The following is a 21,541-nucleotide window of genomic DNA, read 5'->3' as shown; positions in this document are numbered from 1 at the left end:
CGCCGCGGACGTCGGCGCGGGCCAGCCTCGAGACCCGATCGATGACTTCGGAACCGACCGCGGCGGGCGAGACCGATCTCGGCGAACAGCTGTCGTACCTGCTGTCGCTCTCGCGGCCGCGGTTCTGGCTCTATCTCGCGGGACCGGTCGTCGTCGGCGTCGCCTACGCCGCCGACGCGCCCGCCGAATTGTTCACGCCGGCCACGGTCGCGCTGTTTGCCTACTTCCTCCTGCCGGGGAACGTCTTCCTCTACGGCATCAACGACCTCTACGACCGGGAGATCGACGCCGCGAACCCGAAAAAGGGAGCGCGTGAGGTGCGGTATCGCGGCCAGCGATACGTCCCGGCGGCTGTCGGCCTCTGTGCGGCGCTGCCGATCCTGCTCGTCCCGCTGGTCGGGACGGCCGCGGTGCCGTGGCTCGTGGCTTTCCTCGCTCTCGGGGCGGCCTACAGCGCCCCGCCGGCACGGCTCAAGACGACGCCGTTGCTCGATTCCGTCTCGAACGGGCTCTACGTCACGCCCGGGATCGCCGCGTACGCGACCGTCGCCGGGACGGCACCGCCGCTCCTCGCGATCGTCGGCGGCTGGCTCTGGGCCATGGGGATGCACACCTTCTCCGCGATCCCCGACATCGGGCCCGACCGCGAGACGGGCATTCGCACGACAGCGACGGTCCTCGGCGAACGGCGAACCTACGCCTACTGCGGCGCGTGCTGGCTCGCCGGCGCGGCCGCCTTCGGCGCGATCGACGTTCGGATGGGGGCCCTCCTGCTCGTCTATCCCGCGCTCGTGGCCGCCATCGCGACCGCGAGCGTCGCCGTCGACCGCGCGTACTGGTGGTTCCCGGCGATCAACACCGTCGTCGGGGCCGTGCTGACGATGGGCGGGCTCTGGAGGCTGCTGTATGGATAGCAGCGAGCCGACCGCGCCGGGGTCAGAGGCCGACGCCTCGAGTCCGCGTCCCGGCGACGCGGCCTTCGACGATTCGATCCGGGGGACCGTCCAGCGCCGCCTCGAGGCGCTGATCCGAGAGAACCGGTTTACCATCGCGGTCGTCTTCCCGGTCGTCGGCGCGGTGACGCTGGTCGCCAGCGCCGAGGAACTGCTCCCGCCGGCGCTGTCGTACAACCCGTTCCTGATCCTGTTCGGGACGCTGGTGATGCGGTCGCCGCTGGTCGTCGCCCTGTTACCGCAGATCGACCGACGGGCGGCCTTGCCGCTGTCGATTCTGGTCGCCTACACTTACGGGATCGAACTGCTGGGCGTTCGGACTGACTGGCCCTACGGAGCCTTCGAGTACGGGATCAGCCTCGGACCGATGCTCGGCGGCGAGGTGCCGCTTGCCCTGCCGCTGTTTTTCGTCCCGCTGGTGTTGAACGCGTACCTGCTGACGCTGCTGGCGCTGGGCGACCGTGGGGCTCGGCTCGTTCCCCGACTGCTCGGCGCGATCGCCGCCGTGGTGGCGGTCGATCTGGTCCTCGATCCGGCGGCCGTCGCCATCGGCTTCTGGTCGTACGTCCCGCCCGGCGGCTACTACGGCGTCCCCCTCTCGAACTACCGGGGCTGGCTCCTCTCGGGGACGGTCGCCGTCGTCCTCGTGGAAATCGCCTTCGACCGACGAGCGCTCGTCGAACGCGTCCGAGCCTGCGAGTTCGCGCTGGACGACCTGGTGAGTTTCGTCCTCCTGTGGGGATCGATCAACCTCCTCTACGGAAACTGGCTCGCAACCGGGGTGGCCGGCGCGTTCTGTCTCGGCCTGCTCCGGACCGACCGCTACGACCTCGGGATGTTCCGGGGAACGTGACGGTCCCGCGAACGCGACCGCGGGTTCCGGCCCGCGTCGAACGCGGCCGAGTATGCCGGCCCCCCGCTTTTGCTCGTGGCCCCCGTGGCCACCGTATGGCGACCAAAGAACCCCTCGAGTGTCCCGTCTGTCGCGAGCCGCCCGGGACCGATCGGCAACTCGAGGACCACCTGGTCGACGAACACGAAAAGCGCAAGCTGGCGAAGTTCATCGTCGCCGAGACGGCGGCGCTGACGACCGACGACGTCTCGGAGTGATCAGACGAACAGGCTCGAGATGGCGTCGCCCAGCAGGAGCAACAGCACTACCGCGGCGACGGTAATCGCGAGCCAGACGCCGAGACCGATCGCCGTCGTCCGGGCCATGCGTCTGTCGTTGCCGGTGATGTCGGACCCCGTGTCCGTTGACATACCGTCGGGTACGGGACCGATCACAACGAAAGAGTAGCCACCATATCGAGGGGGTTGAAAGACTACCGCGTCGGGACGCCGTCGCCGTGTTCGGGTCCGTGACGGCTGGGCTCGCCGGCCGGCACCGCCGACACTCGCTGGAACACCGCTTCCGGATCCCGGTTCCAGTGCCAGTGCCAGCGCGTCTTCGCGAGACACCACAGCTTCCGGGTCGTCGACAGCGACGGCTCTGCGGAGAGGACGTCGTACTCCTGGGCCCGGATGAGCGAGTGGTGTTCCGCATAGAGGACCGCCGCCAGCAACACGGGTAGCTGACAGTCCTCGGGGAGATACCGGATGCCGGCGACCCCCTCGCGATAGAGTTCCTCGGTTCGCTTGAGTTCGGCCGCCATCGCCGCCGCGAACGACTCGGAGTGTTCGAGGCGTTCGATCTGGGCCGGATCGACGCCGTGTTCCCGGAGCGTCTCCTGTGGGATGTAGATCCGATCCCGTTCGACGACGTCTTCCCGAACGTCCCGCAGGAAGTTCGTCATTTGGAACGCCTCACCGAGTTTCACCGCGTGAGGAATCGCCGTCTCCTCGGCCTCGGGCTCCATAATGGCGGTCATCATCACGCCGACCGCCGCCGCCGACCCGCGCATGTACGACTCCAGTTCCGCGTAGGTCTCGTACCGGTGGGTGTCGATGTCCGTCGCCATCGCGTCGATGAAGACGTCGACCTCGCGGTCGCTGATGTCGTATCGCTCCCGAAGCTCGACGAACGCCTCGAGGACCGGATCGCCGGAGTCCCGTTCTCCCAGTGCCTGTGCCCGGAGGTCCTCGAGTCGTGCGCGCTGTTGGGCCGGGTCGACGCCCGCGGCGTCGTCGACGACCTCGTCGGCGATTCGAAAGAACGCGTAGAGGACGTGCGTGGCGTGTCGCACTCGCTCGGGGAGAAACCGCGTCGCGAGATAGAACGTCTTCCCGGTCCGCTTCTGTATCGCCTTGCCTGCGTCGATGTGTTCCTGTTGCATTCTCTGTTGCTGACCCTACCCGCCGGCGAACGGATGTATACGGTACGACAGGAGAGTATAAAGTAGCATACCCTCACTATGTTCAGAATCGTTGTCGGACGACGGTCTCGCTCCCGGCACAGTCCAATCGATCGACGGGTCGGATCGCCCCGAGTCGGCTCCGGTGTGACTGCGGGACGGAGACGGTCGCACCGGGACCTCGAGACACCGATCCGTCTCAGTCGAACAGTTCCTCGAGGACCTTCCGCTGGGCGGTCCGGAGGTGCTGGTGGAACGTCGACCGGGAGATGTCCATCGAGTCGGCCAGTTCCTCGCCGGAGATGTCGCGAGGCCACTCGAAGTAATTCGCGTGGTAGGCCTTTCGCAACGCCAGCAACTGTCGGTCGGTCAGCGACGACTCGAGCCGCGCCGAGACGTCGTGTGGCCGTTGGCTCGGCTCTTCCCGTTCGTGGTAGCTGATCAGTTCGACCCGGTCGTACCGACGCTCGAGGAGGTCGTACGCGGAGCGAGCGGACCGGCTGTCGGGCAACTCGACGGCGAGGTCGGCGACGCCGTCGCTGACCGACAGTCCCTGAACCACCGCACCGTGTTCGTTCAGCGCCGTCACCGGCCCGTCCCCGGCTGTGACCTCGAGGAGGATCCCGCCGTCGTTCTCCGAGAGGACCGAGAGGTCACGGGCGTCCGCGTCCGGTAGGAGGGTCGTCTCCTCGTCGAACTCGCGATCGGCGTGGAGGATCAACCGCGGCGTCTCGTCGGCGTCGTAGGTCAACCCGCGGTAGCTGATCGTCGCGTCGAGGCGCTCGGACAGCGACGTGACGAACAGCGACGGGTCCTCGACGGCGACCTCGATCGAGACGACGGCCTCGCTCGTGAGCATCCGTCTGGCCTCGAGGGCGTTCATCGCGGTCGCGACCGTCCCGGCGAGCGACTCGAGAACCAGCGATTCCCGCTCGTCGAAGACGCCGGGTTCGTCGGCGAACACCACGAGGACGCCGTAGGTCACGTCGCCGTAGGCCAGCGGCAACGCGGCGACCGACCGGAACCGCTCGCTGGCCCCCACGGGCCACCAGCGGTCGGCGTCGTCGAACGCGTCGATATCGTCGATCACCTGCGGCTCCCGGTCGACGAACGTCCGGACCGCGGGGTGGGACTCGTCGCTCTCGAGGACGAGTTCGTCGTCCTCGAGCGGGACGTCGTCACGACTGGCCCACTCGCGAGGCGAGAGCCGCCGTCTCGTGACGTCGACCCGGCCGGTCCATGCGAGGACGTACGGATCGGTGTCGGTCAGTCGCGTACAGACGTCGCGCTCGAGGGCCGCCCGGGTCTCCGCGCCGACCGCCGCGTCGGTGATCTCGCTGACCAGTCCGTCGACTCGCTCGAGGACGTGTTCGATGTCTTCCCGTTTCGCGCGTACCTGCTCGGCGTTCTCCTCGGCGGCGATCTCGGCCAGTTTCCGATCGGTGATCTCGAGGTGGACCAGCGAGGCCAGTCGCCGGCCCCCGTGTGAAAACCGGGTGACGCGCATCAGGAACCAGCGCTTCTGGTCGGGCGAGTGACACGGGTACTCCATCGAAAACGCGTCCCGGTCGCCCGCGAGGACGGCCTCGATCCCCGCGACCGCCCGCCGGGCGTGTTCGTCATCGGCCGTCGCGGCGTTCGCGAGGTAGTCGACGCCGACGTGGTCCGCGGGGCCGTCCGCGGGACCGAACTCGCGCCACGAACGATTGGTCAACAGAATCTCTCCGTCCTCGTCGATGAGTGCGACGGTGATCGGAAGGTCCTCGAGCGCCGACGCAGCGAGTTCGTTCCGAGTGCCCATCGGTCCGACGTAGGGGATTAGCCCCCTTAACACGATTGGACGGCACGTGCTATATCGAGGCGCTCGGACCCGCGGACTCGCCGCTCCGTACCCCATCGGTCGGTTTCCGAGCGTCGCGGCCGATCGACGGAACGCGGACGACGTCAGCGAAGCGATAGGGACCGATCGCTGCTTTCACAGCGGTTCAGTTCCTGCTGACTCTGCTGGAAGTACTCGTTGGCTTGTCGACTATCACCGTCCTCGAGCGCTCGGGAGCCCCGCTCGTAGTACTTCGCTCCCTCGTGCAACGCGCTGGTGTAACAGGACAACTCGATGATGTCGCTCCGGTACTCCGCCGGTGCCGTCGCCTCGGCGTCGTAAAGCAGTTATCATCCGATCATAATCAGCGATGTACCGACGCTTACCGACCCGTATTTCCCACCCTGAATGGGACGGCCGTCCGACGAAATTTACGGGTTCGATCTATTTAATTGGTTTTTGATAGGTTCGATAACGCTTTTATCGCCGTTCGTGGACGAACCCCACGGAGATCCGGCGTCCCGGGCCGCCGAACCGACGATTCGAGCGCTAGATCGGGCGTTTTGCCGGACACGGCTCGCTCGTCGACGGGCGCTCGAGGACGGTGGCCGATCCGTCGAGCCGATCTCCGAACTCGTCAGCGCGACTCGCGGTCGCGATCGGCGTTCGTTCGCCGGCCCACGGGTCGCGCCGTCCGCGCTCAACCCTGTCAGACGCGGTCGCGGCCGATCGTCCCGATCGGCCGCTCGACCCGTCGGAACCGGTGAGAGATCTCCAAATGTGAACAAATGCCTATGTATGATCATCGCATAGATCAGCCTATGGCACAGGATCAGGCGACGCGCGGACAGTCACGGTGTCGCAATTGCGGCTTCGAAGCGCCCGGCGGGGACGACGACTGGCGGCGGATCGACGTCCCGAAACTGGGCCGAATGACCCAGTGTCCGGACTGTGAGAGTACGGACGTCATCACCACCCGCTGAGAGGGCCGGTCCTCCCAGAGTGGGCCGTGACTACGAACAGACTCTTCAACGGCTCGCCCCTACTGTCGGTATGAGCAACGAACCAGCGGACACCCCGTCGGCCGACGAGGAGTGGCGCGAGCGGCTGACCGACGAGGAGTACCGGATCCTCCGAGAAGCGGGAACCGAGCCGGCGTTCAGCGGCGAGTACGTCGACCACAAGGAGGACGGCACCTACGCCTGTGCCGGCTGCGGTGCCGAACTGTTCGACTCCGAGACGAAGTTCGAGTCCGGCTGCGGCTGGCCCAGCTTCTACGACACCGACAGCGACCGGGTCGAAACCCGCCTCGATACGAGTCACGGGATGCGACGGACGGAAGTGCTGTGTGCGAACTGCGGCGGCCACCTGGGTCACGTCTTCGACGACGGTCCCGAACCGACCGGGAAGCGATACTGCATCAACTCCGTCGCGCTCGAGTTCGACGACGAGTGACGGTAGCGACTGCAGGCAGCACGGTTTTCGAAACCCCTGCCCCATCACCGCCCATGTCGGGTGAACGACCGACGGCCGAGGAACTACGGCAGGGGATGACCGTCGAGATCGTCCAGGACGACGCGGACCCGCAGTCCGAGGACACGAAACCGATCGTCGGCGAAGTCGGGACGATCTACGGCGACGATCCGGACGGCCCGCACGTGAAACTGAAAAGCGGTATCGTCGGGCACGTCCGGTCGATCGCGCCCGACCGGTAGCGACCACCGAGTTCCGAGGTTCAACTCGAGTAGCAACTGAGATCGGTATCTAAACGAAATCGGCACATTATATCCAGTACTCAACCACCTATCGAGCTTCTTCCGGAACATTCATACTGTATGTAGCGAAAGGACCGACCATGACGCCCGAAGCGACACCGGTCGGACGAGAGGCGGACAGGGCGAGCGACGTCGTCGCCGCGGTCGACGAGATCGACGGTCAGCCGCACCTCGTGATCGCCGACATCGCTCGAGACGACGCGTGGGTCGCGATGGCCGAATCGGCGGCCGTCACCGTCGAAGACCACCGGTAGACCGCTCGGGATTTTCCGCCGTCGAGGGCTCCGTCAGCGACCGCCGTCGATCTCGCGAAGCGCCGCATAGATCGTCGACGGTGACGGCGACACGGACGTCGTCCGAACGGATTCGATCCGTGACGGCGTGCCGGTCCCGGCGAGTGCGACCGGAACGATGGGTTCTATCGGCCGGAGGTCGTAACGGGAACGATGGCTTCCGAACGGCCGCTCGACGGCGCTCGGCTCCTCGTCGTCGCGCCCACCGAAACGAGACCCGAGCCGCTGGCGAGCGTCCTCGACGACGGCGCGCTCGACGCGACCGCGGTGTCGACCGCCGCGGCGGCGCTCGAGCGCCTCGAAACGACACCCGTCGACTGTCTTTTGACCGTCCAGTCGCTCCCGGATCGGAGCGGCCTCGCCCTCCTCGAGGCGGTCAGGGAGCGCGCGCCCGACCTGCCGGTCGTCCTCGCGCCGGTCGACGGCGACGAGTCGGTCGCGAGCGCGGCGATCGCCGCGGACGTCTCGGCGTACGTCCCCCTCGACGGCTCCGCCGACGGACCGGACGAGGGCCTCCGACCGGCGATCGAACGGGCGCTGTCGGCCGCCGCCGATCGCCGGTGGCGGCGGGACCGCGCTCGAGCGTTCGACGCCGTCTTCGACGATCCGGAGACGTACGGCTGGCTGCTCGCGCCGGACGGGACCGTGCGGCGGGCCAACGAGCCCGCGCTCGGGGCGATCGACGCGACCGCGACCGACGTCCGCGGCCGCCCCTTCGCGGAACTCCCGTGGTGGGAGTCGGCCGTCGACGGGGAAGCGGTCCTCCGGGACGCGATCGACGCGGCCGCGAGCGGGGAGATCACACACCGAGAGCTGACGTGTGTCCGCGCCGACGGTACGACCGCTCGAGACGGGAGCGACGCGGCGGGAGAGAGGGCCGATCCCGACCGGGAGCGAACGTTCGACGTGACCGTCCACCCGATCCGTGACGAGTCCGGGACCGTCGTCTCGCTGTTCGCACGGGCGGACGACGTCACCGAGCGCGCCCGCCTCGAGCGGGAGTTACGCGAATCCGAGCAGTTACATCGCGTGACGCTCAACAACATGACCGACACGGTCCTCATCACCGACGACGACGGGGCGTTCACCTACGTCTGTCCGAACGTTCACTTCGTCTTCGGCTACTCCGACGACGAGATCCACGAGATGGGGACCATCGACGAACTGCTCGGACCGGACCTCTTCGACCGCGACGAACTCGAGGCGGCCGGCGTCCTGACCAACATCGAGTGTACCGCCACCGACAGGGCGGGCCGGGAACACACGCTGCTGGTCAACGTTCGCGAAGTCTCGATTCAGGGCGGGACGACACTCTACAGTTGCCGCGACGTGACGACGCGGAAACGCCGCGAGGAGGCGCTGACGGCGCTGCACCGAACCACCCGCAAGCTGCTGTACGCCGAGACGGACCGCGAGATCGCCGATATCGTCGTCGACGACGCGGCGGACGTCCTCGATCTCGAGGCCACCGCCGCGTACCTGTTCGACACGGACGAGAACGTCCTGCGGCCGGCCGCGTCCTCGCCGGCCATGGAGCGGTTACACGGGCCGGTCCGGGACCACCGGGCGACGGACGACAGCGTTCCCGGTCGCGTCTTCGTCGACGGCGAGAGCCGGTTCTTCGCGGACGTCCACGAGTCGCCGTTGCTCTCGAACCCGGGCACGGAACTGCGAAGCGTCGCGTCCGTTCCGCTCGGGGACCACGGCGTCTTCGTCGCGGGCTCGAGCGAGCCGGACGCCTTCGACGACGTCGCCCGCGAGTTGACGGCCCTGCTGGCCGCGACCGCCGAGGCCGCGCTCGATCGCATCGGGCGCGAGCGAACGTTGCGCGAACGCGACCGCGAACTCGAGCGGCGCAACCGCCAGCTCACCCGTCTGAACGGAATCAACGAGATCATCAGGGACCTCGATCAGGCGCTGGTCGGCGCGGAGACTCGCGACGAGATCGAACGCGCCGTCTGTGATCGACTCACGACCGCGGATCGATTTTCGTTCGCCTGGATCGGGGCGGCCGACGCCGGCGACGACCGACTCGCGGTCCGCGCCGACGGCGGCGCGACCGAGGGACGGGCGTATCTCGACAGCGTGTCGCTCTCGCTGACCGAGGGCACCGAACCCGGGGTCAGGACCGCGGCCGACCGGGCGGTAACCGGCGTCGCGAACGTCGCCGACGGGCTCCGCGAGGAACCGTGGCGGTCGGAAGCGCTCGCCTGTGAGTTCCAGTCCGTCGTGAGCGTCCCGCTGTCCTACGACGACTTCACGTACGGCGTCCTGACCGTCTACGCCGATCGGTCCGACGCGTTCGACGAGATGGTCCGGACCGTCCTCGCCGAACTCGGAGAGACGATCGCCGCCGCGATCGCCGCCGTCGAGCGCAAGCGCGCGCTCCTCTCGAACTCGAGTACGCGCCTCGAGTTCGCGGTGGGCGACGAGACGGTCCTCTTTACTCGCCTCGCCCGACGGACCGATTGCACCGTGTCGTTCGACGGCGGCGTTCGCCACCGCGAGGACGGCGCGACCGTCGTCGTGACGGTCGCGGGCGCGTCGCCCGACGACGTCGCCGCCGCGGCCACGGACCTCGTCACCGTCGATGGGGCGCGAGTCATCGGCCGCGAGGGCGACGCGGACGGCGCCGACGAGGACGTCGGCGGGGCGGTCCTGCTCGATCTCTCGCGACCGGTTCTCGCACTGCAACTCGCGGACCACGGGATACTGCTGCGCGGCGTGGAAGCGACCCCCGACGACACGCGCGTCGTCGTGGACGTCCCAAGTACCGTCGACGCGCGGGGCGGTGCCGACGTCGTCTCGACGGTGTTCTCCGCGGTCGAACTCCGGTCGAAGCGATCCGTCGAGCGGACGACCCCGCGTGACTTCCACGCGAGCCTCCGCGACCGGCTCACCGACCGCCAGCTCGAGGTCGTCCGGCTCGCGTACTACGGCGGCTACTTCGAGTCGCCGCGCGCGCAGTCCGGCGAATCGATCGCCGAGACGCTCGACATCTCGCCCGCAGCGTTTTACCGGCACGTGCGAACCGTCCAGCGGAAGCTCTTCGAGATCGTGTTCGACGAGATCGGGCTGCCGGCAAACCCATCGGGGAGGGTTGAATAGTGAACCCCAACAAATCGTCGACGCTAGTTATCTGACGAATAAGTTCATCCTAATATCCCTATTATTCCTAAGTGCGACGAACGCACGATCAGCCGCGCTCGTCATCTCTCACATGCAACACAAAGACGCCGAACTCGACCCCAAGACGGAATCGACCTACGAGTGTTTCGAATGCGGGACCGTCGTCCGCGCCGCCGCACCGGACGCCTGCCCCGAGTGCGGGGCCGAAATGCGAAATCGGCGCACACCGATGGAGTAACGATGGCATCGCAAAACCGTTCTTCGCCCTCGAACCGGGAAGCGACGGGTGAATCGACCGAGTCGGAAACCGCACTCGAGACGGCGCGCCGGCAACTCGACCGCGCCGCCGCCCGACTGGACGTCGATGACGCGGCCCTCGAGCGGCTGCGCCACCCCGCGTCGGTCCACGAGGTAACGGTCCCCCTCGAGCGCGACGACGGCTCGGTCGAGGTCTTCACCGGTTACCGGGCCCAACACGACAGCGTTCGCGGCCCCTTCAAGGGCGGCCTGCGCTACCATCCCGACGTGACCCGCGACGAGTGCGTCGGTCTCTCGATGTGGATGACCTGGAAGTGCGCGGTGATGGACCTGCCCTTCGGCGGCGCGAAAGGCGGGATCGTTGTCGATCCCAAGCGGCTGAGCGACGACGAGACCGAACGGCTCACGCGCCGGTTCGCACAGGAACTGCGCGACGTGATCGGGCCGAAGTCGGACATCCCCGCGCCGGACATGGGGACCGACCCGCAGGCGATGGCCTGGCTCATGGACGCCTACAGCATGCAGGAAGGCGAGACCATCCCCGGCGTCGTCACCGGCAAACCGCCCGTCATCGGCGGGAGTTACGGCCGCGAGGAAGCGCCGGGGCGAAGCGTCGCCATCGTCACCCGGGAGACCTGCGAGTACTACGACTACCCCCTCTCCGAGACGACGGTCGCCGTCCAGGGCTTCGGCAGCGTCGGTGCCAACGCCGCCCGCCTGCTCGCCGACTGGGGCGCGACCGTCATCGCCGTCAGCGACGTCAACGGCGGGGTCTACGACCCGGACGGGATCGACGTCGCGGCGATCCCCTCCCACGACGAGGAGCCCGAAGCCGTCACCCGGTTCGCGGCCGGTCTCACCGAAGACGACGGTCCGCGCCGGCTTTCGAACGAGGACCTGCTCGAGCTCGACGTCGACGTCCTGATCCCGGCCGCGGTCGGCAACGTCATCACCGCCGACAACGCCGACGCGATCGCCGCGGACATCGTCGTCGAGGGGGCCAACGGCCCGACGACGTTCGCGGCCGACGCCATCCTCGAGGAGCGGGACGTGCCGGTGATCCCGGACATCCTCGCGAACGCGGGCGGCGTCACCGTCTCCTACTTCGAGTGGCTCCAGGACATCAACCGCCGCCAGTGGTCCCTCGAGCGCGTCAACGAGGAACTCGAGTCCGAGATGATCCGGGCCTGGGCCGCGCTGAAAGACGAGGTCGAACGGGCGGACATCTCGTGGCGCGACGCCGCCTACGCCGTCGCGCTCGATCGGGTCGCCGAGGCCCACGAGGCGCGCGGCCTGTGGCCGTGATCGAGCGACTCACGTAGCGGTTTCGTCTCCGGCGCGCGCCACCGCACGTCGATTGATCGGTCTGGAGTTGTCTGCCCGCTTCGCAGTCGATCACCGGGTCGGCACCACTGTCTCACTCGAGGTATTCGAGCGCCTCCTCGTCGCTGACCTGCCCGAAAGTCCGGTAGTACTGGCCGACGGCGCGAAAGTCGGCCGGCGTCTCCAGTGCGATGAGGTCGTCGGCTTCCCGCTCGAGGTCGTCGAGCGCTCGCGGGGAGCCCACGGGGACGGCGAGTCCGACCCACTCCGGGCCGGCCTCGCGGACCTGCCGGAGGCAAGCGGTCGCGGTCGCGCCGGTCGCGACGCCGTCGTCGACGACCAGCACGCGTTTTCCCTCCAGATCGGGCAGCCCGTCGCCCTCGCGGTAGCGGTCGGCCTTCTCGCGGGCGTTCGCGGCTTCCTCAGCGCGGATCTCCTCGAGGTATTCTTCGTCGGGATCGAGCCGCTCGAGCAGGCCGTCGTTGTACCAGACGCTGCCGTCGCTGGCGACCGCCCCCAGTGCAACCTCGGGGTTTTCCGGCGCACCCAGTTTGCGGGCGACGACGACGTCTACGTCGGCCCCGAGCGCGTCGGCGACCGGCCGCGCGACGGGCAAGGCACCGCGGGGAATCCCGAGGACGACGTCGACCGCGAGTCCCCGCTCTTCGAGCGCTGCGGCGAGGCGGTCGCCGGCGTCGGTTCTGTCCTCGAACATGGCTCGAGCTACGACGGCGACACGTATTATAGTAACAACTGAAACGATTTACACACCGATCGCACAGCCGTCGTGCGATCGTGTGTGCAGTGACGTTCAGTGGCTACTGTAGCTTCCGCCGTCCGTGCCGGGCGCGAACCGGAATCGCCTGCCGAACGGCTACACGGGACGCTCGGGACGTGAGGTATGGGCCGCCTCCAGCAACCGCTCTCGAACGCCAGCGACGAGACGGGACGGGACAACGGCCGCGTCGGCATCGTCGGCGGCAGCGTCGCGTATCCGAACCAGCCCGCGCTGGTCGGGCGCGCGGCGCTGCGGACCGGCTCCGACCACGTCCGGGCGGTCGTCCCCGAACCGACCGACGAGGCCGTCGCGGGCCACTTGCCGAACCTGCTCGTCGACCGCTCCGGACACGAAGCCTCCTCGGACGGCGCGATCGAACGGACGCTCGAGGTAGCCGAGTGGGCCGATGCCGTCGTGATCGGCCCCGGTCTCGTCGACGCAGATCCCGACGCCGTCCGCGAAGCCGTCGACCGCATCGAGGCTCCGATCGTCGTCGACGCGCTGGCGATCGAGCCAGCCCTCGAGGCGGACCTCTCGAACGCGATCCTACCTGCCAGCGGTGCCGAGGACGACCCGAGCTACGAGGCTTCCGGTTCGCTCGCGGCCGTCTCGGAGGCGACCGGCGCCGTCGTCACGCTCACGGGCGAGGTCGACGAGATCGTCGCCGCCGGCGAGCGGATCGAAAACGAGACCGCCACGTCGGCCATGACCGTCGCCGGCACCGGCGATACGATGGCCGGAATCACGGCCTCGCTGCTCGGGCAGGGGACCGACCGCCGAGAGGCCGCCGAGTTGGGCGCGTGGATCCTCGGCAAGACCGGCGGACTCGCGACCGCGGCGTACGGCCTCGGCGTCGTCGCGACCGACGTCATCGAGCGCATCCCGAAGGCGATCCGGTAGCCGCGAGCGCCGCTCGATCAGGGCTCCCGCCGTCGTCGGAGCCGGCCCCGGACGATCGGCGTCGCCGGAACGACGCCGAGTCGGGTGCGGTCGACCTCGAGGACGTCGAACGCGTCGTGGCCGACGAACCGCTCGACGGTCTCGCGGGTCAGGTGACAGCCGCCGGCGGCGCGTTCCCAGACCGGGTTCAGCCGGTCCTGTACCCGCGCGCGCCAGCCGTCGTTGCGGACGTGTTCGAGAAATCGCAGTTCCCCGCCCGGCTCCAGCACGCGGGCGACCTCGTCCAGCGCTCGATCCGGCTCCCCGATCGTACAGAAAACCAGACTCGAGATCACGGTCTCGAACGCGTCGTCGACGTACGGCAGCGACTCCGCGCGGTCGCCTCGAACGTAGGTCCGCAGGGGCGACCGGTCGGCCGTCGCCGCCGCCCGCCGGCGCATGTTCGGGTCCGGCTCGACGGCGTGGTACTCGAGGTCGTCGTCACCGGCCGCGGCGACGTAGGGAATCATCGCGCCCGTCCCCGCCCCCAGATCGAGGACCCGCCCCGAGCAGTCGGCCGCGAGGTACTCGCGGTGGGGCCCGACCAGCAACCGGTCCGGCATGCACCGGTCGTAGAGGGCCGCAAAGAGGGGATGATCGATCCGTCGCTCGCCCATCGTGCGTCGTGAACTCGAGTCGGTCATTTCCGTCTCGGTCTCACTGACGGGCCGGTGAGTAATACTCGTTGGCCGGCTTCGCCCGCGAATTCAGCCCCACTGCTCGACGATGTCGACGTCCTGAAATTCGAATCGGGCTCCGCCGTCGGCACTGTCCCTGATCCGAAGCGTCCAGCCGTGGGCTTCCGCGATGCGGTTGACGATCGTGAGGCCGAACCCCGTCCCATCAGCCGCGGACGTCTGTCCCGGTTCGAGAACGGCATCACGAGATTCTACCGGGATTCCCCGTCCGTCGTCTTCGACGTAGATACCGTGGTCACCGAACCGGCCGACGCGAACGGATACCGCTGTTCCCCCGTGTTCGACCGCGTTCCGGAACAGGTTCTCGAAGAGGTGTCGTAATCGACTCCGGTCCCCACGGATCGTCAACTGGTCTCCGATCACGAGTGTCGCGTCGTCCGTGGCAACCGTCTGCCAGCAACTACTGCTCAACGCGCCGAGATCGATCGCCTCCATATCGGAGACGACCTGCCCTTGCTTGGCAAGCGTGAGCGTATCTTGAATGATCTCCTCCATCCGCTCGAGCGCCTGCTTCGTCGGCTCGAGGTGTTCGCTTTCGACGGCGTCACTCAGGAGATCCATCCGACCCTGTGCGACGTTGAGCGGGTTTCGCAAATCGTGAGAGACTACGCTCGCAAACTCCTGTAACCGATCGTTTTGCCGTTCGAGTTGCCGCTCTCGTCTGACACGCTCAGTGACGTTCCGCGTGATACCGACGATCCGGGTTATCTCGCCATCGATGATCACTGGCGCGAGTACCGTGTCCCAGAAGTGTGCGTCCTCGGCCACGGGCAGTTCTTCGCCATACGAGATCGGTTCACGAGCCCGCAAACACCGACGATAGTTCGCCTCGAGTTCGGCCCCGCGTTCCGCTCCGAACACCTCACGCGGGGTTTTTCCCCGCACGTGTTGGGTCGTGAATCCGGTCTGTTCCTCGTACGACGGGCTCAAACGCTCGAACACGAACGACTTGCCGTCCTCCGTAGATCGGACGTCGAGGAGGAATATCGCGTCTTCGACGTTATCGAGGAGGGTCTCGTACTCATCGGCGAGTTTCCGATACGACTGGGCCTGAGTTTTCCGCTCGGTGATGTCTCGGCTCGTGGCGAGGATGCCGCCGATCACCGGATCATCGAGTCGAGCGCGCAGCGTGGACTCGATCCAGCACCACGTGCCATCGGCGCGGCGGAACCGGACCTCAACCACGTGTGACGAATCGGGCCGGTCCTGGGCGCGTTCGACCGCGCGGGCGTTTGCGGCTCTATCGTCCGGATGGACGTACTCGTAGCCACGGTCTCCGATCAAATCTTCGGGCTCGTAGCCGAGGATACGCTTGACCGACGGGCTCACGTACGTGATCGTCCCGTCAGGATCGATTATCGTCGCGATATCTCCGGACTGCTCGACGAGTTTTTGATGAAGGTCGGCGGGTCGTTCGTCGTCCCCCTTCGAATCGGCCATCACCACGGCATTGCTCGCGTATGTATAAAATATCGGGGACCGAGTGAGAGCCGCTGTGCAGTTCCGCAGACGTCGTTACACGCCGAGGCGAACACCCCTGGCAGCACCCAGACGGGCCGTCGCCCGTCAGTTCCGGTGTACCCGCGACCGGCCTGCGGTTGCCGGCGGAGAATCGGGGCGACAGCCCGTGTGAATCGATTCCGACGCGACGGTACCGTGCGGTCGGCAACGATCGTCAGTGGCTCTTTCGGTGTGCCGTGCTGGGCGACCCTCGTCCGCCGGTCGCTCTCGAGTCGCTTATCCCCGAACGCCCGGTAGCCGTTGTATGAGCGACGACCGACTCCGCATGACGCCGGGGCCGACCGCGGTGCCGGCCGCCGTCCGCGATCGGATGGCCGAACCGACGCCCAACCCCGACGTCGAGCCCGAATTCTTCGAGTTCTACCGGAAGTTGACCGACGACCTCGGGGCGATCTACGGCGACGACGACGTCGTGATCCTCGGCGGCGAGGGCATCCTCGGCCTCGAGGCCGCGGTCGCCTCGCTCGTCGAACCCGGAGATCGGGCGCTGTGTATCGCCAACGGCCCGTACGGCGAGGGCTTCGCGGACTTCGTGGAAACATACGACGGCGAGGCCGTCGTCTGTGACTCCTCGTGGCGCGACCCGATCGATCTGGAGGCCGTCGAGTCCCGCCTCGAGGAGGGCTCGTTCGACGTGGCGACGATGGTCCACTGCGAGACGCCGACCGGCGTCCTGAACGACCTCGAGCCGGTGCTGGACCTGCTCGAGGACCACGGCACCATCAGCGTCGTCGACGCCGTCTCCTCGCTCGGCGGCACGGCGGTGCCGACCGACCGGATCGACGTTTGCCTCGGGGCCTCCCAGAAGTGTTTCAGCGCGCCGCCGGGCCTGACCGTCGCCTCGGTCAGCGACCGCGCCTGGGCGACGATCGAATCGTTCGAGACCCGCGGCTTCTACACCGACCTCGAGCCCTGGCGCGACGCCGCCGACGAGGAGTGGTTCCCCTACACGCACCTGTCCGCGAACCTCTACGGGCTCGGCGCTGCGATCGACCTGCTGCTCGAGGAGGGCCTCGAGACCGTCTTCGAGCGCCACGAGCGGGCCGCACGGCGGTGTCGCGAGCGGGCCGCCGACCTCGGGCTGTCGGTCTACCCCGACGACGCCCGACCGTCGCCGACCGTGACCGCGCTCGAGGTCCCCGGTCGGGCCGAGGAACTGCAACGGACGCTAGCCGACGATCACGATGTCGTCCTCGCGACCGGTCTCGGCGACCTCGCCGCCGACGTCCTCCGAGTCGGCCACATGGGACACAACGCCCGGGTCGACCGGGTCGAGCGAACGATGGACGCGCTCGAAACCGTCCTCGAGTCGTCCTGACGGCAGTCTCCGATCGGCCGGCGAGTGTCCGCAGTCGCCTCGGGTCTCCCTTCGCGCTCTCCGTCGACGACTACCCGTCCGGGACGACCGAGTCGGTTCCGCGGAATTGCTACGTCGACGCATACCACCGCAACGCCGGAGGGAAACCCGTTTAGGCGGGCCCCGCCCAGAAGGGGTAATGAGTACGAGTTACCGCATCGGACTCGTCGGCAAACCCTCGGTCGGCAAGTCCTCCTTTTTCAACGCGGCCACGATGAACGACGTGCCAGAGGGAGCCTACCCGTTCACGACGATCGATCCCAGCGTGGGCGAGGCCTACGTCCGCGTCGACTGTGCGGCCCCGGAGTTCGACGAGGAATGCACGCCCAACGTGGGCTACTGCGACGATGGCACTCGCTTCGTCCCGACGAAACTCGTCGACGTGGCTGGGCTCATCCCCGGCGCACACGAGGGCAACGGACTGGGCAACCAGTTTCTGACCGACCTGAACGAGACCGACGTCCTCGTCCACGTCGTCGACTTCTCCGGCAAAACCGACGCCGAGGGAGAACCAACCGAGGGCCACGACCCCCGCGACGATATCGACTTCCTCGAGGTGGAACTCGACCAGTGGTATCTCGACGTCCTCGAGAAGGGAATCGAGCGATACGAGACGGGCTACACGACCGAGGACGACGCCATCGAAGAGGAACTCGCCGAGCAGATGAGCGCGTTCAAGACCAGCGACGACGAGATCAAGCGGCTGATCCGACGGGTCGACGTCGGTTTCGAGCCCGAGGCGTGGGACGACGAGGACGAACTCGAACTGGCCCGCGAGATCCGCAAGGAGACCAAGCCGATGGTCATCGCGGCCAACAAGATGGACACGCCCGAGGCACAGGAAAACTACGAGGCGATCACGAGCGATCCCGACTACGATCACCTGACGATCGTTCCCTGTAGCGCCCACGCGGAGAAGGCGCTGAAGTCAGCCGACCAGGCCGGCGTCGTCGACTACCGGCCCGGGGACGCCGACTTCGACATTACCGGCGACGTCTCCGGCGAGCAAGAGCAGGGTCTAGAGCAGATCCGGGACTTCCTCGAGGAGTTCGGCGCGACGGGCGTCCAGGCGGCGCTCGAGACCGCCCTCTTCGACGTGCTGGGTGTGACACCGGTGTTCCCCGGCGGCGCGAACGGACTGGGAAACGAACGCGGCGAAGTGTTGCCCGACTGTTATCTGATCCCACCGAACTCGACCGCGGAGGACTTCGCCTACAGCCTCCACTCGGACATCGGGGATGGCTTCCTGCACGCGATCGACTGCCGGACGAACCGCCAGCTCGGGAAGGACTACGAGGTCGAGTCCCGGGACATCATCGAGGTCATCACGACGAACTAGGTGCGGACTTCGGCTGTGGCAGTCCTATCGTCCCCAGACGAATCGGCTGGCCGCGTCGTCGATTCGGGCCGTCAGTCGCGAGATCCAGGCACCGGGCGAGAGGGTCCGGAGCCGATCGTCGTCGACCTCGATGCGCGCCTCGCCGTACGGATCGTGATCGGTCTCGGCGTCCGCACTCGTGGCGTCGACGACGACTGACATCGAACAGCGGCCGCAGGCTTCGCGATCCGTTCCCATGGGTATCTACATACCGTTACGACCGCCCGGAACTTAAGCCTGATCGCGATGCCGATGGAATTGGCGGCGTCGTCGATCCACGATGGGCGACACGCCGTGTGTCGGCGGTCGGTGTCGGGACGGCCCTCCGACGGACTTTTGCCCGCGACGTGGTATCTTTCCCCATGGACACGTCCGTGACTACTCGCTGGCAGTCCGGTGTGTGGCGAGCCACGCGAGATATCGGGAGGCGAGCAAGCCATGTCTGACCGGACGGCCCCATCCGAGGACGCCGCGGACTCGAGTGGCGACGCCGAGCCGGCGGCCGTCCCCGATTGGGACGACGAGTACGTCGACCGAGTCAGCGACCGGCTCATGCACAATTACGACCTCGAGAAGGACCGTGCTGTCGACGGCGAGCGGTTCACGTTGTACGGACGAATGGACTTGACGAGCCAGAAGCACTTCCTCCATCCCGCGATTTCGATCGCCGAACACGAGTCGACGGAACACCTCTTCGTCGAGCGAGTCGACCGCGTCGACGACCGACTGCTCGATCGATACGTCGATCTCGGCCATCGACTGGCCGACGAGTGGATCGATCCCGACGAGGAACACTACAGTACGGAGTTTACGTTCGTCGCGGTCGCGCCGTCGGTCCCCGGAGACGTGCGCGATCGCGTCGCGGGGTTCGACGACCGGACCATGCTGAAGTACGGCTTCAACGGCCACTACGAGATCAACCTGGCCGTCGTCGCACCGGAAACCGAGACGCTGGCCGCCAGCGAGAACGCCGACGTCGCGACGGCCTTCCGGCTCTGGGAACCGATCGAGCGGAAAAAAGCCGGTGTGCTCGGGTTGATCGCCCGTCGACTCCAGCTTTAGTCGTCCGACTCCGACGGTTCGCCGCCGTCAGCCGCGACGGCCTCGCCACCGACACCGCGAGTGGAGCTGATGTTTCCGTAGCCGATTCGAAGCAGGGCCAAGGCCAGCGCGATCAGCGTCAGATTGATGACGATCTGGCCACCGCCGGAGATCCAGGTCCAAATGCCGGGGCTACCCGAGATGAGTCGAACGTACAGTACCTGATAGAACGCGACCCACAGGAGCCCGAGGACCGTGATAAACGCCATCAGGGCCAGCGGGACGCCCGTGCTGATCAGCTGTTTGTTCTTGTTCCAGTTGGCGAGCCAGACCGTTCCGGTCAGCAGTGCGAGTCCGGCGAGCAGCTGGTTCGCACCGCCGAACAGCAACCAGAGGTCCTCCCAGCTCCCGGAGCCCAGGAGGACGAAGGCGGCGACGACGACGACGCTCGTGTTGACATACCGGTTCGCACCGTACTCCTGAACGGTGGTCTGGGGCGTTCCGACGAGTTCCTCGACGAGATACCGGCTGAGTCGGACCGCGGTGTCCATGCTCGTCAGGAGGAAGCTGGCGAGTACCAGCGCCATGAAGGGCGCACCGTAGCTCTCGGGAATGCCGAACGCGGTGAGAATAACGCCGCCGCCGGTCGCGAAGTTCGGCAGGGCGAGCCCGATCCCGCCGGACGCGCTCGCGATGCCGGCGACGCCGATCGTACAGAGGGCAACCGTCGCCAGCAGCCCCTCGCCGAGCATCCCGCCGTAGCCGATCAGGCGAGCGTCGGTCTCCTTATCGAGCTGTTTCGCGGTGGTCCCAGAGGAGACCAGCGAGTGGAAGCCGCTGATCGTCCCGCACGCGATCGTAATAAACAGCAGCGGGAACAGCGGCATCAGATCGTAGGCCGCGTTGTTACTGCCCATCGCTCCGTACCACGCGTCGATCTGGAAGGTCAACGGCTGACTGGTGTCGGTGATGAACGTCCCGACGATGACCGCCAGCAGCGCACCGCCGACCCCGGTGTACAGCAGAAACGACGACAGGTAATCACGGGGCTGAAGCAGCATCCAGACCGGTAGGACGCTCGCCATCCCCCCGTAAACGAGCATCACGAGGACCCACGCCCCGACGTTCGGGTTGAAGCCGAGTTCCGGAACGAACGACGGTGCGGTCTCTCCGAACAGCACGATCGTATCCGGCGCGTTCTCGAAGCTCGAGCCAAACAGCGCGATCGGGTACTGGATACCGACCCAGACCGACGCGAAGATGCCGGCCACGAAGACGACCGTCCCGACCGAGAACGGGAGGTTCAGCTGGTACAGCCAGACGCCGAAGACGAACGCGAGTGCGACGTAGACCAGGCTCGCGGTCGCCGCCTGCGGAAAGCTGTTGAACACGATCCCGATGACCAGCGCGAAGACGGCGACGACGAGGATCGTCAACAGGAACGCGAACCACAGCAGCATGTTCTTGCCGCGTTCGCCGACGTACTCCCCGATGATGTAGCCGATCGACTTCCCCTCGTGGCGGAGGCTACTCGACAGCGAGACGAAGTCGTGGACCGCGCCCAGCAGCGGATTCCCGATCGCGACCCACAGCACCGCCGGGACCCATCCCCAGACCAGCGCCGCGGTGATCGGGCCGACGATCGGCGCGCCGCCCGCGATACTCGAGTAGTGATGCCCCAGTAATACCGGCTTCTTCGCCGGGACGTACTCCTGTCCGTCCTGATACTTGTGTGCCGGTGTCTCTCGGCTGTCGTCGAGATCGACGAACTGTTGCAGATACCGTCCGTACCCCACGTACGCGACCGAAAACAGTACCAACACCAGTGCGACGATCCATATTACTCCTGCCATGTTACCAACCCTCTAGTCGTGGCTCTCACGGCACAACCATAAATATAATTCATTGAATTCCGTACTAGTGTCGGACGAATTTCCGGTTTTTCCGGTACGAAGTACGACATCGATGCCCGGTTCGGGCCGCCG

At 67.0% G+C, this 21,541-nt stretch carries 23 protein-coding genes; 14 read left to right on the top strand and 9 right to left on the bottom strand.

The window, feature by feature from the left end; translation table 11 throughout:
• The first annotated feature begins 41 nt into the window (after positions 1 to 41).
• From A6E15_RS04305 to A6E15_RS20780, 3 genes are all read left to right on the top strand, one after another.
• On the top strand, positions 42 to 914 hold the full coding sequence (locus tag A6E15_RS04305) for a prenyltransferase (RefSeq protein WP_076144023.1): 873 nt from the start codon (positions 42 to 44) through the stop codon (positions 912 to 914).
• Positions 907 to 1,806, top strand: a complete 900-nt coding sequence (gene cruF, locus A6E15_RS04300) for a bisanhydrobacterioruberin hydratase (protein WP_076144021.1) — start codon at positions 907 to 909, stop codon at positions 1,804 to 1,806. Before A6E15_RS04305 ends, cruF begins: the two co-directional genes overlap by 8 nt.
• 95 nt (positions 1,807 to 1,901) lie before the next feature.
• On the top strand, positions 1,902 to 2,063 hold the full coding sequence (locus A6E15_RS20780) for a hypothetical protein (RefSeq protein WP_175607205.1): 162 nt from the start codon (positions 1,902 to 1,904) through the stop codon (positions 2,061 to 2,063).
• Here the strand turns inward: A6E15_RS20780 and A6E15_RS20775 are convergent, their stop codons facing one another.
• The 4 genes from A6E15_RS20775 to A6E15_RS20770 all read right to left on the bottom strand — a co-directional run bounded on the left by A6E15_RS20775 (position 2,064) and on the right by A6E15_RS20770 (position 5,356).
• Positions 2,064 to 2,216, bottom strand: coding sequence for a hypothetical protein (locus A6E15_RS20775; RefSeq protein WP_175607204.1), 153 nt, complete (start codon positions 2,214 to 2,216; stop codon positions 2,064 to 2,066).
• 62 nt (positions 2,217 to 2,278) lie between these two features.
• Positions 2,279 to 3,229, bottom strand: coding sequence for a phytoene/squalene synthase family protein (locus tag A6E15_RS04295; protein WP_076144018.1), 951 nt, complete (start codon positions 3,227 to 3,229; stop codon positions 2,279 to 2,281).
• A gap of 217 nt (positions 3,230 to 3,446) precedes the next feature.
• Positions 3,447 to 5,048: a bacterio-opsin activator domain-containing protein gene (locus tag A6E15_RS04290; protein WP_076144016.1), complete on the bottom strand. Its 1,602-nt coding sequence runs from the start codon at positions 5,046 to 5,048 to the stop codon at positions 3,447 to 3,449.
• A 143-nt stretch (positions 5,049 to 5,191) separates the two neighbouring features.
• A complete protein-coding gene (locus A6E15_RS20770; RefSeq protein ID WP_175607203.1) occupies positions 5,192 to 5,356 on the bottom strand; it encodes a hypothetical protein in 165 nt (54 codons plus the stop codon).
• Positions 5,357 to 5,887: 531 nt separating this feature from the next.
• Here A6E15_RS20770 and A6E15_RS20765 point away from each other — a divergent pair.
• From A6E15_RS20765 to gdhB, 7 genes are all read left to right on the top strand, one after another.
• On the top strand, positions 5,888 to 6,049 hold the full coding sequence (locus A6E15_RS20765) for a hypothetical protein (RefSeq protein WP_175607202.1): 162 nt from the start codon (positions 5,888 to 5,890) through the stop codon (positions 6,047 to 6,049).
• 70 nt (positions 6,050 to 6,119) lie between these two features.
• The gene (gene msrB / locus A6E15_RS04285) at positions 6,120 to 6,521 is read left to right on the top strand and encodes a peptide-methionine (R)-S-oxide reductase MsrB (RefSeq protein WP_076144013.1); all 402 of its coding nucleotides are present in this window, start codon (positions 6,120 to 6,122) and stop codon (positions 6,519 to 6,521) included.
• Positions 6,522 to 6,574: 53 nt separating this feature from the next.
• Complete coding sequence (locus A6E15_RS04280) at positions 6,575 to 6,781, top strand: DUF2196 domain-containing protein (protein ID WP_076144011.1); 207 nt, start codon at positions 6,575 to 6,577, stop codon at positions 6,779 to 6,781.
• Positions 6,782 to 6,921: 140 nt separating this feature from the next.
• Complete coding sequence (locus A6E15_RS20760; RefSeq protein ID WP_175607201.1) at positions 6,922 to 7,095, top strand: DUF7556 family protein; 174 nt, start codon at positions 6,922 to 6,924, stop codon at positions 7,093 to 7,095.
• Between the two features lie 192 nt (positions 7,096 to 7,287).
• Positions 7,288 to 10,242 carry a bacterio-opsin activator domain-containing protein gene (locus A6E15_RS04275; RefSeq protein WP_076144008.1) on the top strand — a complete coding sequence of 985 codons (2,955 nt, stop codon included), beginning with the start codon at positions 7,288 to 7,290 and terminating at the stop codon, positions 10,240 to 10,242.
• A 112-nt stretch (positions 10,243 to 10,354) separates the two neighbouring features.
• Positions 10,355 to 10,501, top strand: coding sequence for a rubrerythrin-like domain-containing protein (locus tag A6E15_RS20240; RefSeq protein WP_139326563.1), 147 nt, complete (start codon positions 10,355 to 10,357; stop codon positions 10,499 to 10,501).
• A gap of 2 nt (positions 10,502 to 10,503) precedes the next feature.
• Complete coding sequence (gene gdhB, locus A6E15_RS04270; protein WP_076144006.1) at positions 10,504 to 11,826, top strand: glutamate dehydrogenase GdhB; 1,323 nt, start codon at positions 10,504 to 10,506, stop codon at positions 11,824 to 11,826.
• Between the two features lie 112 nt (positions 11,827 to 11,938).
• Here the strand turns inward: gdhB and A6E15_RS04265 are convergent, their stop codons facing one another.
• Positions 11,939 to 12,559 (bottom strand): phosphoribosyltransferase, encoded by a 621-nt coding sequence (locus A6E15_RS04265; RefSeq protein ID WP_076144004.1) that lies wholly within the window; start codon positions 12,557 to 12,559, stop codon positions 11,939 to 11,941.
• A gap of 186 nt (positions 12,560 to 12,745) precedes the next feature.
• Between A6E15_RS04265 and A6E15_RS04260 the strand changes: the two genes are divergently transcribed.
• Positions 12,746 to 13,522 carry an ADP-dependent NAD(P)H-hydrate dehydratase gene (locus tag A6E15_RS04260; RefSeq protein WP_076144002.1) on the top strand — a complete coding sequence of 259 codons (777 nt, stop codon included), beginning with the start codon at positions 12,746 to 12,748 and terminating at the stop codon, positions 13,520 to 13,522.
• A gap of 17 nt (positions 13,523 to 13,539) precedes the next feature.
• Here the strand turns inward: A6E15_RS04260 and A6E15_RS04255 are convergent, their stop codons facing one another.
• Positions 13,540 to 14,178: a class I SAM-dependent methyltransferase gene (locus A6E15_RS04255; protein ID WP_076144000.1), complete on the bottom strand. Its 639-nt coding sequence runs from the start codon at positions 14,176 to 14,178 to the stop codon at positions 13,540 to 13,542.
• Positions 14,179 to 14,268: 90 nt separating this feature from the next.
• A complete protein-coding gene (locus A6E15_RS04250; protein WP_076143998.1) occupies positions 14,269 to 15,699 on the bottom strand; it encodes a sensor histidine kinase in 1,431 nt (476 codons plus the stop codon).
• A gap of 325 nt (positions 15,700 to 16,024) precedes the next feature.
• Between A6E15_RS04250 and A6E15_RS04245 the strand changes: the two genes are divergently transcribed.
• On the top strand, positions 16,025 to 17,098 hold the full coding sequence (locus tag A6E15_RS04245; RefSeq protein WP_076143996.1) for a pyridoxal-phosphate-dependent aminotransferase family protein: 1,074 nt from the start codon (positions 16,025 to 16,027) through the stop codon (positions 17,096 to 17,098).
• Positions 17,099 to 17,276: 178 nt separating this feature from the next.
• Entirely contained in the window at positions 17,277 to 18,476 is a 1,200-nt protein-coding gene (locus A6E15_RS04240) for a redox-regulated ATPase YchF (protein ID WP_076143993.1), read from the top strand.
• A 24-nt stretch (positions 18,477 to 18,500) separates the two neighbouring features.
• On the opposite strand, the gene A6E15_RS04235 is transcribed toward A6E15_RS04240, so the two are convergent.
• Complete coding sequence (locus A6E15_RS04235; protein WP_076143991.1) at positions 18,501 to 18,713, bottom strand: hypothetical protein; 213 nt, start codon at positions 18,711 to 18,713, stop codon at positions 18,501 to 18,503.
• A 240-nt stretch (positions 18,714 to 18,953) separates the two neighbouring features.
• On the opposite strand from A6E15_RS04235, the gene A6E15_RS04230 reads away from it, so the two are divergent.
• Positions 18,954 to 19,577 (top strand): hypothetical protein, encoded by a 624-nt coding sequence (locus tag A6E15_RS04230; RefSeq protein ID WP_076143989.1) that lies wholly within the window; start codon positions 18,954 to 18,956, stop codon positions 19,575 to 19,577.
• Here A6E15_RS04230 and A6E15_RS04225 read toward each other — a convergent pair.
• Positions 19,574 to 21,409 (bottom strand): carbon starvation CstA family protein, encoded by a 1,836-nt coding sequence (locus tag A6E15_RS04225; protein WP_076143987.1) that lies wholly within the window; start codon positions 21,407 to 21,409, stop codon positions 19,574 to 19,576. The two genes, A6E15_RS04230 and A6E15_RS04225, sit on opposite strands and share 4 nt — an antisense overlap.
• Between the last annotated feature and the right edge of the window lie 132 nt (positions 21,410 to 21,541).

It is taken from the genome of Natrinema saccharevitans (assembly GCF_001953745.1).
Classification (GTDB): Archaea; Halobacteriota; Halobacteria; order Halobacteriales; family Natrialbaceae; genus Natrinema; species Natrinema saccharevitans.
Note: the sequence above shows the minus strand (reverse complement) of the source record. Positions and strands in the feature narration are given on the sequence as shown.

Coding starts and splice junctions, on each gene's coding strand:
- A6E15_RS04305 (WP_076144023.1), top strand. CDS start 42: ATGACTTCGGAACCGACCGCGGCGGGCGAGACCGATCTCGGCGAACAG.
- cruF (WP_076144021.1), top strand. CDS start 907: ATGGATAGCAGCGAGCCGACCGCGCCGGGGTCAGAGGCCGACGCCTCG.
- A6E15_RS20780 (WP_175607205.1), top strand. CDS start 1,902: ATGGCGACCAAAGAACCCCTCGAGTGTCCCGTCTGTCGCGAGCCGCCC.
- A6E15_RS20775 (WP_175607204.1), bottom strand. CDS start 2,216: ATGTCAACGGACACGGGGTCCGACATCACCGGCAACGACAGACGCATG.
- A6E15_RS04295 (WP_076144018.1), bottom strand. CDS start 3,229: ATGCAACAGGAACACATCGACGCAGGCAAGGCGATACAGAAGCGGACC.
- A6E15_RS04290 (WP_076144016.1), bottom strand. CDS start 5,048: ATGGGCACTCGGAACGAACTCGCTGCGTCGGCGCTCGAGGACCTTCCG.
- A6E15_RS20765 (WP_175607202.1), top strand. CDS start 5,888: ATGGCACAGGATCAGGCGACGCGCGGACAGTCACGGTGTCGCAATTGC.
- msrB (WP_076144013.1), top strand. CDS start 6,120: ATGAGCAACGAACCAGCGGACACCCCGTCGGCCGACGAGGAGTGGCGC.
- A6E15_RS04280 (WP_076144011.1), top strand. CDS start 6,575: ATGTCGGGTGAACGACCGACGGCCGAGGAACTACGGCAGGGGATGACC.
- A6E15_RS20760 (WP_175607201.1), top strand. CDS start 6,922: ATGACGCCCGAAGCGACACCGGTCGGACGAGAGGCGGACAGGGCGAGC.
- A6E15_RS04275 (WP_076144008.1), top strand. CDS start 7,288: ATGGCTTCCGAACGGCCGCTCGACGGCGCTCGGCTCCTCGTCGTCGCG.
- A6E15_RS20240 (WP_139326563.1), top strand. CDS start 10,355: ATGCAACACAAAGACGCCGAACTCGACCCCAAGACGGAATCGACCTAC.
- gdhB (WP_076144006.1), top strand. CDS start 10,504: ATGGCATCGCAAAACCGTTCTTCGCCCTCGAACCGGGAAGCGACGGGT.
- A6E15_RS04265 (WP_076144004.1), bottom strand. CDS start 12,559: ATGTTCGAGGACAGAACCGACGCCGGCGACCGCCTCGCCGCAGCGCTC.
- A6E15_RS04260 (WP_076144002.1), top strand. CDS start 12,746: ATGGGCCGCCTCCAGCAACCGCTCTCGAACGCCAGCGACGAGACGGGA.
- A6E15_RS04255 (WP_076144000.1), bottom strand. CDS start 14,178: ATGGGCGAGCGACGGATCGATCATCCCCTCTTTGCGGCCCTCTACGAC.
- A6E15_RS04250 (WP_076143998.1), bottom strand. CDS start 15,699: ATGGCCGATTCGAAGGGGGACGACGAACGACCCGCCGACCTTCATCAA.
- A6E15_RS04245 (WP_076143996.1), top strand. CDS start 16,025: ATGAGCGACGACCGACTCCGCATGACGCCGGGGCCGACCGCGGTGCCG.
- A6E15_RS04240 (WP_076143993.1), top strand. CDS start 17,277: ATGAGTACGAGTTACCGCATCGGACTCGTCGGCAAACCCTCGGTCGGC.
- A6E15_RS04235 (WP_076143991.1), bottom strand. CDS start 18,713: ATGGGAACGGATCGCGAAGCCTGCGGCCGCTGTTCGATGTCAGTCGTC.
- A6E15_RS04230 (WP_076143989.1), top strand. CDS start 18,954: ATGTCTGACCGGACGGCCCCATCCGAGGACGCCGCGGACTCGAGTGGC.
- A6E15_RS04225 (WP_076143987.1), bottom strand. CDS start 21,409: ATGGCAGGAGTAATATGGATCGTCGCACTGGTGTTGGTACTGTTTTCG.